The 14,439-nt window shown below is 68.4% G+C and carries 15 protein-coding genes; 10 read left to right on the top strand and 5 right to left on the bottom strand.

Annotated features, from left to right (window positions below; all coding sequences use genetic code 11):
• Window positions 1-26: 26 nt before the first annotated feature.
• Together purE and K8V11_RS03050 are read left to right on the top strand one after the other, a co-directional pair.
• Window positions 27-548, top strand: coding sequence for a 5-(carboxyamino)imidazole ribonucleotide mutase (gene purE / locus K8V11_RS03045; protein WP_303910750.1), 522 nt, complete (start codon window positions 27-29; stop codon window positions 546-548).
• Between the two features lie 51 nt (window positions 549-599).
• On the top strand, window positions 600-1,772 hold the full coding sequence (locus K8V11_RS03050) for an acyl-CoA dehydrogenase (RefSeq protein WP_303910738.1): 1,173 nt from the start codon (window positions 600-602) through the stop codon (window positions 1,770-1,772).
• A 23-nt stretch (window positions 1,773-1,795) separates the two neighbouring features.
• Here K8V11_RS03050 and K8V11_RS03055 read toward each other — a convergent pair whose 3' ends face one another.
• The gene (locus tag K8V11_RS03055) at window positions 1,796-2,512 is read right to left on the bottom strand and encodes a TIGR03089 family protein (protein ID WP_303910739.1); all 717 of its coding nucleotides are present in this window, start codon (window positions 2,510-2,512) and stop codon (window positions 1,796-1,798) included.
• 75 nt (window positions 2,513-2,587) lie between these two features.
• Complete coding sequence (locus tag K8V11_RS03060; protein WP_303910740.1) at window positions 2,588-4,165, bottom strand: LCP family protein; 1,578 nt, start codon at window positions 4,163-4,165, stop codon at window positions 2,588-2,590.
• Between the two features lie 97 nt (window positions 4,166-4,262).
• On the opposite strand from K8V11_RS03060, the gene K8V11_RS03065 reads away from it, so the two are divergent.
• Both K8V11_RS03065 and K8V11_RS03070 read left to right on the top strand, forming a co-directional pair.
• Window positions 4,263-5,159, top strand: a complete 897-nt coding sequence (locus tag K8V11_RS03065) for a glycosyltransferase family 2 protein (RefSeq protein WP_303910741.1) — start codon at window positions 4,263-4,265, stop codon at window positions 5,157-5,159.
• Between the two features lie 26 nt (window positions 5,160-5,185).
• Window positions 5,186-6,256 carry an NDP-sugar synthase gene (locus tag K8V11_RS03070; RefSeq protein ID WP_303910742.1) on the top strand — a complete coding sequence of 357 codons (1,071 nt, stop codon included), beginning with the start codon at window positions 5,186-5,188 and terminating at the stop codon, window positions 6,254-6,256.
• On the opposite strand, the gene K8V11_RS03075 is transcribed toward K8V11_RS03070, so the two are convergent.
• Both K8V11_RS03075 and cofD read right to left on the bottom strand, forming a co-directional pair.
• Entirely contained in the window at window positions 6,238-7,605 is a 1,368-nt protein-coding gene (locus K8V11_RS03075; RefSeq protein WP_303910743.1) for a coenzyme F420-0:L-glutamate ligase, read from the bottom strand. The genes K8V11_RS03070 and K8V11_RS03075 overlap by 19 nt on opposite strands.
• A complete protein-coding gene (gene cofD / locus K8V11_RS03080; RefSeq protein ID WP_303910744.1) occupies window positions 7,602-8,582 on the bottom strand; it encodes a 2-phospho-L-lactate transferase in 981 nt (326 codons plus the stop codon). The genes K8V11_RS03075 and cofD overlap by 4 nt, the downstream gene beginning before the upstream one ends.
• A 192-nt stretch (window positions 8,583-8,774) precedes the next feature.
• Here cofD and K8V11_RS03085 point away from each other — a divergent pair, with 192 nt between their 5' ends.
• Window positions 8,775-9,083 (top strand): WhiB family transcriptional regulator, encoded by a 309-nt coding sequence (locus K8V11_RS03085; RefSeq protein ID WP_303910745.1) that lies wholly within the window; start codon window positions 8,775-8,777, stop codon window positions 9,081-9,083.
• A gap of 72 nt (window positions 9,084-9,155) precedes the next feature.
• Here K8V11_RS03085 and K8V11_RS03090 read toward each other — a convergent pair whose 3' ends face one another.
• A complete protein-coding gene (locus K8V11_RS03090) occupies window positions 9,156-9,761 on the bottom strand; it encodes a metallopeptidase family protein (protein WP_369693023.1) in 606 nt (201 codons plus the stop codon).
• A gap of 98 nt (window positions 9,762-9,859) precedes the next feature.
• On the opposite strand from K8V11_RS03090, the gene K8V11_RS03095 reads away from it, so the two are divergent.
• The 5 genes from K8V11_RS03095 to K8V11_RS03115 all read left to right on the top strand — a co-directional run.
• Window positions 9,860-10,246: a DUF3499 domain-containing protein gene (locus tag K8V11_RS03095; RefSeq protein WP_303910746.1), complete on the top strand. Its 387-nt coding sequence runs from the start codon at window positions 9,860-9,862 to the stop codon at window positions 10,244-10,246.
• 151 nt (window positions 10,247-10,397) lie between these two features.
• Window positions 10,398-11,792 carry a phosphomannomutase/phosphoglucomutase gene (locus K8V11_RS03100; protein ID WP_303910747.1) on the top strand — a complete coding sequence of 465 codons (1,395 nt, stop codon included), beginning with the start codon at window positions 10,398-10,400 and terminating at the stop codon, window positions 11,790-11,792.
• Complete coding sequence (locus K8V11_RS03105; RefSeq protein WP_303910748.1) at window positions 11,785-12,921, top strand: hypothetical protein; 1,137 nt, start codon at window positions 11,785-11,787, stop codon at window positions 12,919-12,921. Before K8V11_RS03100 ends, K8V11_RS03105 begins: the two co-directional genes overlap by 8 nt.
• 111 nt (window positions 12,922-13,032) lie before the next feature.
• The gene (gene manA / locus K8V11_RS03110) at window positions 13,033-14,250 is read left to right on the top strand and encodes a mannose-6-phosphate isomerase, class I (protein ID WP_303910749.1); all 1,218 of its coding nucleotides are present in this window, start codon (window positions 13,033-13,035) and stop codon (window positions 14,248-14,250) included.
• Between the two features lie 73 nt (window positions 14,251-14,323).
• Window positions 14,324-14,439, top strand: a 116-nt coding sequence (locus K8V11_RS03115; protein WP_303910752.1) for an adenosylhomocysteinase, incomplete at its 3' end; no start/stop codon positions are given.

Below are 14,439 nucleotides of genomic sequence, written 5' to 3' on the forward strand. Positions count from 1 at the left end.
GCCATCAGGAACTGAGCCAGCAGTCGCTGGTCGAACGCGACCCGAACGCGCGCAGGCCCCGTGTCGGGCTCATCATGGGCAGCGATTCGGATTGGCCGGTCATGGAGGACGCGGCGCAGGCGCTGCTCGAGTTCGAGGTGCCCTTCGAGGTCGGCGTCGTCTCCGCGCACCGCACGCCCCGGAAGATGCTCGACTACGCCGAGACCGCAGCGGACAGGGGAGTGCAGGTCATCATCGCCGGTGCGGGCGGCGCCGCGCACCTGCCGGGCATGGTCGCCGCTGCGACGCCGCTGCCCGTGATCGGAGTCCCCGTCCCTCTGGCCAAGCTCGACGGGATGGACTCGCTGCTGTCGATCGTGCAGATGCCCTCGGGCGTGCCAGTGGCAACGGTATCCATCGGTGGCGCGAAGAACGCGGGCCTGCTCGCCGTGCGGATTCTCGCGGCGTCCGACCCCGAATTGCAGCGCCGCATGCGCGCCTTCCAGAGCGACCTCGAACAGAAGGTGCACGAGAAGGACGAGGCGCTGCGCCGTCGCCTACTGGGCTGAGCACCGGTTAGCATTAGGTAACGAACATTAACTCGATTAGGAGGAACCAGAGTGTCTGGTAACCCGGATTTCGATCTCTTTCAACCCGCCGAGGAGCACGAGGCGCTCCGCGAGGCGATCCGCGCGCTGGCCGAAAAGGAAATCGCGCCGCACGCCGCGGACGTCGACGAGCAGGAGCGCTTCCCGCAGGAGGCGCTCGACGCTCTCAACGCCTCCGGCTTCAACGCCGTCCACGTTCCCGAGGAGTACGGGGGCCAGGGCGCCGACTCGGTCGCCACGTGCATCGTCATCGAGGAAGTTGCCCGCGTCTGCGGTTCCTCGTCGCTCATTCCCGCGGTGAACAAGCTCGGCACGATGGGCCTCATCCTCAACGGCGGCGAGGACCTGAAGAAGCAGGTTCTGCCCGAGATCGCCGAGGGCAAGATGGCCTCCTACGCGTTGTCCGAGCGCGAGGCGGGCTCCGACGCCGGCTCGATGCGCACCCGCGCCCGCAAGGATGGTGACGACTGGATCCTCAACGGCAACAAGGCGTGGATCACCAACGGCGGCAAGTCCACCTGGTACACCGTCATGGCCGTCACCGATCCCGATAAGGGCGCCAGCGGTATCTCCGCGTTCCTGGTCAACAAGGACGACGAGGGCTTCGGCGTGTCCAAGACCGAGAAGAAGCTCGGCATCAAGGGCTCGCCCACCGCGGAGCTGTACTTCGAGGACGTCCGCATCCCCGGCGACCGCATCCTCGGCGAGGAGGGCACCGGCTTCAAGACGGCCCTGCGCACCCTCGACCACACGCGTCCCACCATCGGTGCGCAGGCCCTCGGTATCGCCCAGGGCGCCCTCGACGCGGCGATCGAGTACACCAAGGACCGCAAGCAGTTCGGCCAGTCCATCTCGGACTTCCAGAACACCCAGTTCATGCTCGCCGACATGGCGATGAAGATCGAGGCTGCGCGCCTCATGGTCTACACCGCCGCAGCGAACGCCGAGCGCGGCTACGCGCCCGGCAACCAGAAGCTCGGCTTCATGGCCGCCGCGTCGAAGACCTTCGCCTCCGATGTCGCCATGCAGGTCACCACCGACGCGGTCCAGCTCTTCGGCGGCGCCGGCTACACCCGTGACTTCCCGGTCGAGCGGATGATGCGCGACGCGAAGATCACCCAGATCTACGAGGGCACCAACCAGATCTGCCGCATGGTCATGGCCCGCCAGGTCATCGGCAAGTAAGACCCGCCCGCAACTGTCGGCGACTAACCGTCGACTTTCTCCGCCGCCCGGATGTCGTCCAGCCACGACGTCCGGGCGGCGTCGTCTGTGGGCCCGGCCGTGGCGAGTACCAGCGAGCCGCCCGCGGCGAACGTGCCCACCAAGGTCTCGACCAGCTCGGCGGTTCCCGGGTCCACGCTCAACACCCGACCAGGTCGCTGGATGACGGCGGAGCTATCGATCCACCCCAGCGGGCGCTGAGCCCCGGCCCCGGGGGACGGGGCGAAAGAGTCGGGGAAGACCCGCGCCTCGGACACGAGCGAGGAGACTCCCGGCGGGAGGTCGAGTGGGGCCATCGCGAACGCGTCGAGCCCGGCGACGTAGAGCTCGTCGGCGTCGTCGTGGGCGTCCAGTCTGTCGATCGTGCAAATTGTGGCGACCGGGTCGGAACCGGCATCTCCGCCGTCATGGGTGGAGTGTTCTGCGGCGGAGCCGGCGAGGCGCGCGCCGCACCCGGCCCACCAGATGCCCAGTGGGATCGCGGCGGACAGCCAATGCGGCGACAAGTCGATGGCGACCTCGTCACCGGGGAGCGCGCCGAGGCCGTCACGGAGGAATCCGGCGATCTTGGCGGCCCAGTTCAGCGACGTCACGACCGATAATTCGATGCGCGAATCCTCCGCCGCGTCGTAGTGGGTGATGAGCGGCGCGGCCGGGTCCGCGGCCATGCGTGCGGCGAGGAGATCGTCGGTAAGCGTCATGGTCGCGATGGTAACGGACGCGATGCACCCGCCGGGCGGAGCCGGCAGCCCTACGGCGCTACCGGGCGCAGCGAGCTAGTTGACGCAGGGGACGTTCTGGGTCGCGTCGAACTTCGGCCGCTCGGCGATCTCCGGCGGGAGCTCGCTGCCGGAGGCCTGGACCCAGTCCTGGTTGTTCTCGCTCTCTGCGGCCCCACCTTCGGCGCCGGCCTGCTCGCCGCCGTCGCCCATCGAGGCGCGTGGGCCGGTGTAATCATCGGCGATGACCACGCGCACGGTCCCCGGCGGCAGGCTGAAGTCCGACTGGATCGGCAGCCCGCCGAGCGCCTTGGAGACCTGCTCGGCCTCGGCCGAGGTTGCCGACTCGGCGAAAACCTGGCTGGTGGTGGCCGACTCGGGCTCGCTGAGAAGCTCGCCCGGCGCGTAGCCCTCGCCGGTCAGCGCCTGCTGCACGTCGTCGGCGAGGCCGTCCATCCACGTCGCATTGACGACGTCGACGGTGACCTGGCCGGGGTCGACTTCGAGCCCGGCGGCCTTTGCCTCCTCGGACGCCGCTGCCGCGGCGTCGACCCCGCCGAACCCGGCCACGAAGCGATGGACCTCATCCGTGTCCACCGTGACCACGGACTCGCCGTATGCGCCGGTGGCGTCGATGGCGGTTACCGGTATCGTCTCGAAGCTCACGTCGTCGCCGGAGATGTTCTGCAGCTGCACGGCGAAGTCGATGACGTCCCAGTTCTGGTCGATGACGAGCGAGCGGGACACGGCGCTGTTGAGCGCCTGCAGCTTGCCCGGGTCGGTGAGCGTGCCCGTGGACAGGATGCGGCTCGCGAGCTGGGACATGTACACCTGCTGGCGGACGATGCGGTCGAGGTCACCCGCCGGCAGATCGTGGCGCTGGCGCACGAAGCTCAGCGCGTCCGAACCGGAAATGGTCTGCGGCCCGGCCGGGAATTTCGCGCCCGAAAGGGGCTCGTCGACTGGCTCGTTGAGGCACACCTCCACGCCGCCGACGGCGTCGGTGAGGAGGACGAAGCCGAGCAGGCCGATCTCTGCGTAGTGGTCGACCTGCACTCCGGTGAGTCCCTCGACCGAATCGACCAGTGTCTGGCGCCCGGCGGAGATCGCCTCGTGGCGCAGATCGTCGTCGGCCTTCGAGTCGTCGATGATCTCCTCACCGGCGTCGTTGACGGTCATCTCCTCGGGGTCGTCACCAATGCCGCCGTCGACGAGGACCTGATTTTTCGACTGCCCGTAGACGCCGTTGATCTTCGTCGGACCGAGATCGGGATTGTTGATGTACGTATCGCGCGGGATCGAGAGCACGGTTGCCGAGGATCCGTCGTTGGGGATGCGCACGAGCAGGATCGTGTCCGTGTTGTCCGTCGCCTCGTCGCCCGTGCGCAGCAGCTGCAGATCCTCTTCGGACAGGGGGTTGCCCTGCGCATCGGTGCGGGTATCGGAGCCCACGAGGAGAATGTCGACCGCGCCGTCCTCGCCGTCCCCGTGGAAGCTGAGCGAGCTGTCCTCGGCGATCGACGATTCGAGGCTGCGCACCATCGACCAGCCGACTCCGGTGACCGTCAGGGAAACCACTGCCGCGACTGCGGCGGCCCCGCGGCCGATCGTTTTGGCGGATCGTGACAGTGCCATAGACGAATCTGTTCCTTCTTGCTTGAGCGTGGCCGACCTAGCCGTGTGAATGCCCGGCGATCAACGTGAAATACCAAGGATAAGGTATCCGCCCTTTATGGTGGCAAGCGTGACGCCACGCCTTGCAGTGATAACCGTGACTTTTTCTCCAGGAAAGCACCTGGAGGCGCTGATCGACTCGATCGGAAAAGCGACCTCGCTCGACACGATCGTCGTCTGTGCCGACAACGGCTCGACCGACGGTTCGCCGCAGCGTGCGGCCGAGTCGCACGAGCACGTCGAGTTCTTCCCGACAGGCGGAAACCTCGGCTACGGCACCGCGATCAACCGGGCGTACGAGTGGTTGTCCGCTTCGGGTTTCGCCGGCCGGATCGATGCCGAGTGGATCCTCGTCGTCAACCCGGATGTCGAATTCGGGCCCGGCTCGATCGACACGCTTGTCGACGCCGGACGCCGCTGCCCCCGGGGAGGGGCGTTCGGTCCGCGGATCGTCGAGGGTGATGGCAGCACGTATCCGTCGGCACGGGCGGTGCCGCGCCTTCGGAGCGGCATCGGACACGCGATCTTCGGGACCGTGTGGCCCGCCAATCCGTGGTCGAGGGATTACCGCCAGGGCGAGGAGATGGACCACGAGCGCCTCGCCGGCTGGCTGTCGGGTTCGTGCCTGCTCATCCGGCGGGAGGCGTTCGAAGCAGTCGGCGGTTTCGACGAGCGCTACTTCATGTATTTCGAGGACACCGATCTCGGAGACCGGCTGCACCGCGCCGGCTGGGATAATGTCTACGTGCCTGACGCCGTGATCCACCATGATCAGGGCCACGCCGCCAAGGCGGTGCCGGAGAAGATGCTGCCGGCGCATCACGAGAGCGCCTACCGCTTCCAAGCGGACCGTCTCCCCGGGCCGCTTCTCGCGCCGCTGCGGTGGGCGCTGTGGCTGGGGCTCCGCCTGCGTCAGCGGGTCGCTCTGCGCGCGGCGCAGCGCGTGACGAGATAGATCTAGGGAATTTCGAAGGGACGAACATGAGCACCACCGAGGCCGTCGTTCTCGTCGGAGGAAAGGGCACGCGCCTGCGGCCGCTGACGATCTCAGCGCCCAAGCCGATGCTGCCGACCGCGGGACTACCATTTCTCACGCACCTGCTCGCGCGCATCAAGGCGGCGGGTATCGACCGCGTGGTGCTCGGAACCTCGTTCAAGGCGGAGGTATTCGAGGAGCATTTCGGTGACGGGTCGGAGCTCGGCCTTGAGATCGCCTACGTCGTCGAGGACGAGCCGCTGGGCACCGGCGGCGGTATTCGCAACGTCGCCGACGCGCTCACTGCGGACACGATCATGGTGTTCAACGGGGACGTGCTCGGGGGTACCGATCTGCGCCAGGTGCTCGACACCCACGAGAAGAACTCCGCCGACGTCACCATGCACCTGGTTCGCGTCGCCGACCCGCGCGCCTTCGGCTGCGTGATGACCGACGAGAACGGTCGCGTCGAGCAGTTCCTCGAGAAGACCCAGGACCCGCCGACCGACCAGATCAACGCGGGCACCTACGTCTTCCAGCGCGAGGTGATCGACGAGATCCCAGCAGGCGTGCCGGTGTCGGTCGAGCGTGAGGTGTTCCCCAAGCTCATCGCCGACGGCCGTCGCGTGTTCGCTCACGTCGATTCCGCCTACTGGCGCGACATGGGCACCCCGGAGGACTTCGTGCGCGGTTCGGCCGACCTCGTGCGCGGAATCGCGCCGTCGCCTGCGCTGCCCGATGCGAAGGGCGAATCGCTGGTCCACGAGGGCGCAGGCATCGCCGCCGGCGCGGTCCTCATCGGCGGGACCGTCGTGGGACGCGGCGCCGAGATCGGCGCCGGCGCGCGGCTCGACGGCGCGGTCGTGTTCGAGGGCGCCAAAATCGAGGCCGGCGCCGTCGTCGAGAGGTCGATCGTGGGCTTCGGCGCCCGTATCGGCCCGCGGGCGCTCGTCCGCGACGGCGTCATCGGCGACGGTGCCGATATCGGCGCGCGCTGCGAGCTGTTGCGCGGCGCCCGCGTGTGGCCTGGGGTCGAGATCCCCGACGGCGGGATCCGCTACTCCACGGACATGTAGTACTCGCCCGCTCCGGCGGGCGGGCGCTCCGGCACGGGTTCGGCGGGGTAGCCCACGGCGACCGCGCCCAGTGGCCGCCAACTCGCCGGCAGGTCGAGTTCGGCGCGGCAGACCTCTGCGGCGAAGATCGTCGAACCGACCCAGCAGGATCCGAGCCCGCGCGCGGCGAGTGCGATGAGCAGGGACTGCACGGCGGCGCCGCCCGCGACGGTGAACATCGTCACCTCGCACGCCGCGCGCCGCGCATCCGGGTACTGATGCGGACCGGCGTCGTCACAGATGAACGCCAGGACGAGCTCGGGGGAGCGCCGCAGGATGTCCCCGCGGGCCATCCGCCCGGCGCGCTGGTCCGCGGAGAACCCGTCGGCGCGCAGGTCCTCCTCCCATGCCGCGGCCATTGCGTCGAGCAGCGCGGTACGCCGCGCGCCCGCAACCCTGACGAAGCGGACGGGGTGGGAATGGTGCGGCGCGGGCGCGGTGAGCGCGTCGGCGACGCACTGCTCGAGCAGCTCCGCCGGCACGGGATCGGCGGCGAACTCGCGCACCGAGCGCCGGGCGGGCACGGCCTCGGCGCGGCCGGCCGCGAGCGCCTCGTTGGTGCCGAGGCGGAACAGGTCGTACCCGGCTTCGCGGATCAGTTCCCCGGCCCCCGATGACGTCGCGGTTCCCGTCACCAAGTGTGCGCAGCCGCGGACCACGGCGACCGGGCGCGCGCCGGTCTTTCCCTTCGCCAGGTCCGCTGCCGCGGCGAGTTCGTCGCCCACGGCGATCTCGGTGACGAACAGTTCGTTCCCGGCGGCATCGACCATCCCGGCGTACCCGGCGAGGACGGTGACCCCGGCGGCGCCGATCGCAGCATCGGTCTGGCCGGTGCGCCACGCGCGCCCCATGGTGTCGGTGACGAGCACGCCGACCCTGCGCCCGGTGATCTCGGCGAGCGAGGCGGCGAGCGCGCGGGCCGAGCCGTCGGGGTCCACAGGCAGCAGTGCGATCTCGTCGGCGGCGACGTTTGAGCCGTCCACTCCCGAGGCCGCCTGCACGATCCCGAGCGGGTTCTCGGTGATAAGTGTCCGTTTAATTTGCGCGACGACGCGCACCGTCTCCTGATCGATCAATCGCCGGCGCAACGCATCTCGGGCCTCCGGGTCTGAGGGGGCGGGAACGAGCCGGCCCTCGACCTTCGAGAGCACCTTCGAGGTGAGCACGACGATGTCGCCGTCGGCGAGACCCTGCGGCGCGGCTTGCAGGACGCGCGCGAGCGCGCCCGCGAGGTCGTCGCCCGGCCGGAAATCGGGCAACCCGTCGGGGGCCCAGATCTCGATCGGACCGGTGGCGGCGTGCTCGCTCACGGCGCGCAGCCCACGGACTCGAGAGCTGTGGCGACCATGGCGGAGGTCAGCTCCGGCGTCGTCATGAGCAGTGGCGCTTCCCGCACGTCGACCCCGTCGACCTCGGCGTGATCGCCGGGCGCCACGAGCCACGCATCGAGCAGGCCGGCGCCAGAGCGTGCCCCGTACCAGCGCGCCACGGCAGCCGCGGAGGTGTCGATTCCGGAGACCTCGAGGCAGCGGTCGGCCATCCCGCGCAGGGGAGCGCCGCCGATGATTGGGCTGATCCCGACGATCGGTGCCTTCGCCTGGCGCAGCGCGGCGCGCACCCCGGGGATGGCGAGGATCGCGCCGATCGACACGATCGGGTTCGAAGGGGCGAGGATGATCGCGTCCGCGCCGGCGATCGCGTCGAGCGCCTGCTGGCTGGGTTTCGCCTGTTCCGCACCGATATGGGTGAAGGACTCGGTGGGGATCTCCGCGCGGTGGCGCACCCACCATTCCTGGAAGTGAATGGCGCGCTTGGGCGCATCGGCGTGCACCGGGTCGGAGACCACCACGTGGGTCTCGCTGCGGTCGTCGGAAACGGGCAGAAGCGTGACGCCGGGCTTCCACCGCGTGCACAGTGCCGCGGTGACATCGGTGAGCGAGTACCCGGCGTCGAGCATCTGCGTGCGCACCAGGTGGGTCGCGATATCGCGGTCCCCGAGGCCGAACCAGTCCGGTTGGACGCCGTAGGCGGCGAGCTCTTCCTTCGCGTTCCAGGTCTCGTCCTTGTGGCCCCAGCCGCGTTCGGTGTCGATACCGCCGCCGAGGGTGTACATGCAGGTGTCGAGATCGGGACAGATGCGCAGACCGTGCATCCAGGCGTCGTCGCCGATGTTGACGACCGCATCGATGGAATGGGGACTTCCGGGGGTGTCGGTACCGAGCAGCTCGCGCGCGCCCATGAGGAACTTCGCGCCGCCGACTCCGCCGACCAATACACACAGCTTCACGCAGACCAGCCTAACCGTGGCCGCCGCGCCGCCGCGCGCGCCTTAGGAAAACCTGTGTCATTGACCGTTCACTTGACGCGCCTAGCCGACAAGTGTGTAATCACATGTGTGTCATTCCCCCTCGAAACGACAACGGTGGGGTACGGAACGACCGGCGAGAATCAGCATAAGACCGCAAATGCATGGAAAGGGATGAGCGTGGACCTAGAACGGCCTACAAACGCGCCGAAGGACGCAACATTCCTGGATCTCGAAGTCAGTGCTTTGTTCGCGGAAGCAGAGGAAAGCTGGCAGGACCGCGCCCTGTGTGCACAGACCGACCCGGAGGCGTTCTTTCCCGAAAAGGGCGGTTCGACCCGCGAAGCCAAGCGCATCTGCACCGGGTGCGAGGTCAAGCCCGAATGCCTGGAATACGCTCTCGCGAACGACGAGCGCTTCGGCATCTGGGGTGGCCTGTCCGAACGTGAACGCCGCCGCCTGAAGAAGGCCTCGGGCCAGTAGCTTTCCGCCCGCGTCGTCTGCCCGGCCCCTGTGGGCCGGGTTTTCGTCATTTCGGCGCGGAACCCGGCGCTGCTAGTCGGGACCGTGGATGACGGCGTCGGGCGAGATCTCCAGGTAGACCGCGATCAGCTCCACCAGTAGACCGTAGACGACCTCGACTGTGTCCTCTTGCGAGTCGGTGCGCCGAAGCAGCGGTTGACGGAACACGACGACCCGGGCCCTCGTCGGCTGGCCCGTGCGGTCGACGCCCGCGGGAATGAGCCGACCAAGCGGCACCTGCGCGTCGGCGATGACCTCCGGCGGCCACGACTGTCCGGCGCGCAGCTGCATTCGGGGGACGGTGTCGACGGCGAGGTCGAGCTTGGTCAGCTCCGCGTGCCAGAGCTGGTCGATCTGTGCGAAGGCCTCGAGCACGGCGGCATCGAAATCGCCCGAACGTGAACGCCACCTGGGAACCTCGGGCGGGAGAATGGGGCCGCGCACCCCGGCCCCTCTGCGGGCGGCGCTGCGCGACGTCACTCTGCGTGGGGCAGGTCGCCGCGAGTCCGTGGGGAAGGGGCGGATCACGATGGTCGAACCCACGAGGGGTTCGTCACGCCCCGGGATGCCGGGGATCTCTTTCCACTGGGGCTGCGCGGACTTTCCGCCGCCCATGCCTCCGCGCGCCGACTGACTCATGGCTCGAACCTTAGTAGCCGTGGACGCGCCGCGTGCGACCTGCGCGCCCGGCGAGTCGCTCCTGCAGAGGGCGCCGGGCACGTCTACGCTGGGAAGTCGTGAGTACAGTTCGGCGATGCGTGCGAGCCGCCTGCCCCAATAGGGCGGTGGCGACTTTGACGTACAACTATGCCGAATCCACCTCCGTTGTCGGGCCGCTCGCGCAGGAGAAGGAACCCCATTCCTGGGATCTGTGCGCCACCCATGCGCTGCGCATTTCCCCGCCCCGCGGCTGGAACATGGTGCGCCACCCCGACCTCGAGATCGATTCCGATCCCGATCTCACCGCGCTTCTCGACGCAGTCGTCGATACAACCCAGGGCGCGCCGGGCACATCGGCCGATCCGGAATGGCTTCGGCGGCTCAAGAGTCGCCAGCGGGCGGGTGACGAGCAGAAAGCCACAGGTCGGCGAGCTCATCTGCGAGTGGTGCACCCCGACGAGTGAACGAAGATAAGATGCGTACCGGCAGTATGTTCTCGAACGGTAACCTTGAGGACGTACAGACGGTCAGTCTTATTTCGTGAGGTCCACTCGGGAGCCAACCCGAGCGTCCACACGAGCATCGGAAAAATCGCCGAACGAGTGGAGTGTGTTGATGTCGAACGGTTCGAGCGCGGCGCGTACGCCTGAGCAGGTCGCCGCCGTGATCAAGGCGTACGACGTTCGCGGGGTAGTGGGCGAGCAGATCGATGCCGGCTTCGTTCGCGATGTCGGCGCATCGTTCGGCAAGCTCATGGCCTCCGAGGGCGCGGCGCAGGTCGTCGTGGGCCACGACATGCGCGAATCGTCTCCCGAGCTTGCCGCGGCCTTCGGCGAAGGCGTGCAGTCGCAGGGCCTGAATGTCATTTCCATCGGCCTGGCATCGACCGACCAGCTCTACTTCGCCTCGGGCACCTTCGATTGCCCGGGCGCGATGTTCACCGCCAGCCACAACCCCGCCAAGTACAACGGCATCAAGCTGTGCCGCGCAGGCGCCAAGCCCGTCGGGCAGGACTCGGGGCTCGACGTCATCTCCCGGGAACTCGTCGCCGGCGTCCCCGCATTCGACGGGCCCGCCGGATCCCGTTCCGAGCGTGACGTGTTGGAGGAGTACGGGCAGTTCCTGCGCTCCCTGGTGGACCTGAGCGGGGTCCGGCCGCTCAAGGTCGCCGTCGATGCGGGCAACGGCATGGGCGGTCACACCGTCCCCGCCGTGTTGAACCTGTCGAACCTCGAGATCACGCCGCTGTACTTCGAGCTCGACGGTAATTTCCCCAACCACGAAGCGAACCCGCTGGAGCCGAAGAACCTCGTGGACCTGCAACAGCTGGTTCGCGACAGCGGCGCCGACATCGGTCTAGCGTTCGATGGCGACGCCGACCGCTGCTTCGTCGTCGATGAGAACGGCGACCCGGTGTCCCCGTCCGCGATCAGCGCCCTCGTTGCTCGCCGTGCCCTGGCGCAGGAGCCGGGCGCGACGATCATCTACAACCTCATCACCTCCCACACCGTCCCGGAGATCGTTCACGAGGCCGGCGGTATCGCCGTGCGCACGCGCGTCGGCCACAGCTTCATCAAGGGACAGATGGCGAGCACCGGCGCGGTATTCGGTGGCGAGCACTCGGCGCACTATTACTTCCGCGAGTTCTGGGGCGCCGACTCCGGCATGCTCGCGGCGATGCATGTTCTCGCCGCCCTCGGAGGGCAGGACCGTCCGCTGTCCGCGCTCATGGCCGAATACTCTCGCTACGAGGCCTCGGGGGAGATCAACTCCGAGCTGCCCTCGGCGGAGGCGCAGAGCGAGCGCATGGAGGCCGTCGCGGACGCGTTTTCCTCCCGTGCCCGCGCGATCGATCGGCTCGACGGCATCACCATCGACCTCGGAGAGGGAACGTGGTTCAACATCCGCGCCTCGAACACCGAGCCGCTTCTGCGCCTGAACGCCGAGGCGCCGACGCGCGCGGGCGTCGACGAACTCACGGCGGAAGTGTTGGCGATCATTCGTGCCTGATCCGGTGATGCCCACGATCCCCTCTCACGGGGAGGACCTCCTCGACGACGCGGACGCCATCCGCGCCGCTGATACCTCTGGCGCGGTGCTCGGCGCGGCCACGGGCGGCGGACAGATCCGCGCCGTGGCCACCGCGGTGCGTTCTGGCGCGCTCGACGGGCTGCGCGGTGCGCGCCCGCGCGCCGTCGTATGGGTCGTCGGTCGCTCGAGCCAGGCGGCAGCTGCAGCCCGAATCGTGACGGCGGTCCTCGCCTCGCAGCGGCAAGTCGCCGGATTCCCCATCGTGATCGAACAACGGATCCCCGCCTGGGTCGGCGCTCTGGACGTCGTCCTCGTCTCCGGCGCCGATGCCGGGGACCCCGTGCAGGCCGAGGCCATCGAAACAGGCCGACGCCGCGGCGCGGAAGTGCTGTGCGACCTCCCCAAGGAGGGCCCGGCCGCGCAGGTCGGAGAGTCCGGGGTCTCGTGGATCGAACCCCTCGCCTTCATCGCGCCCGAGCGCGCGATTCTGCGGCACCTCGCTGTGGGCTTCGCACTCTTCTCCGCGCTCGGGGTGCCCGGGATCGATATCGAGGCTGCGGCGGACGTCGTCGACGAGCGGCTCTCGGCCAACGGGCCGGAGCTCGCGGTTCCGGTCAACCCCGCGAAGCTGCTCGCCCGCGAGGTCGTGGAGTCGAGCGCGCCGCAGATCGTCTTCGAGGACGAGGTCGCCGGGGCAGTAGCCGGGCGCGTCGCCCAGGCCTTCACCGACGCAGGGTATCCGGTGACGCTCTCGCCGCTCGCGGACGCGCTGCGAATCGATCCGATCCTCGCCGCCAAGGATTCCGGTGCCGGGGGAGGCGCCGACGATATCTTCCATGACGAGTTCATCGACGGTCCAAAGCGCGTCGGGTTGCGCCCGAGCTACTTCGGGCTCGTGCTCGCCGCAGGCACCGAGCGGGTCGCGTATCTCGCTTCCGGCCTCGGAAGCGTGTCGTGGATCGACATGCGCGAGGCCGGGCACGAGCCCGGCGACCGCGACCCATCGGCGGACCGGCACGAGCCGAACTTCGACGAACTCGTCGTCGAGTCGATGGCATTGAGTGCGTGCTGCGAACTCGCCGCGGCATACGCACTCGTCGCCGCCTAGCGGGTTTTTCGAGAACCGATGCGCACGCAAGCGACCGACATGGAACGAGACCGACACCGGAGTGGGCGAAGCACCATACCGGGCGAAAGAGAAGGGGCGCGACGAAGCGGAATGGACATCTTGTCGCCGGCCGAGAGGACATACGCGTGGGGTTCGCGCGTTGCGCTTCCGCAGCTGTCCGGGGAGCCGACACCCGCTCCGTACCCGATTGCCGAACGCTGGTTCGGTGCCCACCCCACCGGGCCGGCAACCATCGACGGCGTGGGCCTCAACGAGATCATCTCCGCCGATCCGATCCGCGGGCTCGGCGACGAGATCGCCGATGCGTACGAGGACACGCTGCCGTTCATGGTCAAGCTACTCGCAGCGGACCGCGCGCTCAGTCTCCAGGCGCACCCCTCGCGCGCCATCGCCACCGAGGGGTACGACCACGAGAATTCCCTCGGAATCGCCGTCGACGCCCCGAACAGGAACTACCGGGATCGTAACCACAAGCCCGAGCTGATCGTCGCGCTCACCCCGTTCCGCGCGCTGGCCGGTTTCCGGCCCCCGGCGGACACGATCGGGTTTCTCGACGCAATCGACTCCGACCGGCTGCGCCCCTACCGGGACATGCTCGACGCGCAGCGCGACGACGAAGGTCTGCGTGCGATCTTCACCAGCTTCATCACCCTGCCGCGCAGCTCTGCGGCAGAGCTAGTCGACGATGTCGTCTCGCGGCTCGTGCGGATGCTCGCGGACGGAACAGTGCCCGCGGACATGCTCAGCGTGTGCAAGGGCATCCTCGAACTCTCCGAGCAGTATCCGGGCGATTCCGGGGTGCTCGGGGCGCTGTTGCTCAATCTCGTCGATCTCGAGCCGGGCGAGGGGCTGTACCTCGGGGAGGGCAGTCTGCATGCCTACCTGTCCGGCATGGGGATCGAGATCATGGCGAACTCGGACAACGTCCTGCGCGGTGGTCTCACGAGCAAACACATCGACGTCCCCGAGCTCCTGCGCGTGCTCGATTTCTCGCCGCTCGCCAGGCCCGTGGTGACGACCTCTCCGGAGTTCCCGCCGAACGCCGAGCCCGCCGATGCCCTCGAGGTCGAGAGGTACCCGACCCCCGCGGAGGAGTTTTACGTGTCGCGGCTCCGTGCCTCTTCCGACTGCCGCGTCGAGCTGGAAGACCCAGGCCCGCAGATCATCGTGTGCACCCGCGGCCGCGCGGGGGATCTCGCGGCCGGCGCAGGCGCGTGGATCGCCGCCGAAGCCTCTGCCGGTAGCCTCGACATGGAAGCAGGATCGGAGATCTTCCGGATCCGCGTGGCCCAGATGCCGCGCACATGAACGTCTAGGCACCCGCCGGTTTCCCGGCGCGTGGATTAATAATTGTCAAAACAGAAAGGCACAACCGAAAGATATGAGCAATTTGCAGGTAGAGCGCGTGGGGGATCTCGAGTTCAAGGTCTCGGATCTTTCTCTTGCTGACGCCGGACGGCAGCAGATCCGCCTGGCCGAGCACGAGATGCCGGGCCT

This window comes from Dietzia timorensis (assembly GCF_020742175.1).
Taxonomy (GTDB): domain Bacteria; phylum Actinomycetota; class Actinomycetes; order Mycobacteriales; family Mycobacteriaceae; genus Dietzia; species Dietzia timorensis_A.

Coding starts and splice junctions, on each gene's coding strand:
- K8V11_RS03055 (WP_303910739.1), bottom strand. CDS start 2,512: ATGACGCTTACCGACGATCTCCTCGCCGCACGCATGGCCGCGGACCCG.
- K8V11_RS03060 (WP_303910740.1), bottom strand. CDS start 4,165: ATGGCACTGTCACGATCCGCCAAAACGATCGGCCGCGGGGCCGCCGCA.
- K8V11_RS03065 (WP_303910741.1), top strand. CDS start 4,263: ATGGTGGCAAGCGTGACGCCACGCCTTGCAGTGATAACCGTGACTTTT.
- K8V11_RS03070 (WP_303910742.1), top strand. CDS start 5,186: ATGAGCACCACCGAGGCCGTCGTTCTCGTCGGAGGAAAGGGCACGCGC.
- K8V11_RS03085 (WP_303910745.1), top strand. CDS start 8,775: ATGAGCGTGGACCTAGAACGGCCTACAAACGCGCCGAAGGACGCAACA.
- K8V11_RS03090 (WP_369693023.1), bottom strand. CDS start 9,761: ATGAGTCAGTCGGCGCGCGGAGGCATGGGCGGCGGAAAGTCCGCGCAG.
- K8V11_RS03100 (WP_303910747.1), top strand. CDS start 10,398: ATGTCGAACGGTTCGAGCGCGGCGCGTACGCCTGAGCAGGTCGCCGCC.
- manA (WP_303910749.1), top strand. CDS start 13,033: ATGGACATCTTGTCGCCGGCCGAGAGGACATACGCGTGGGGTTCGCGC.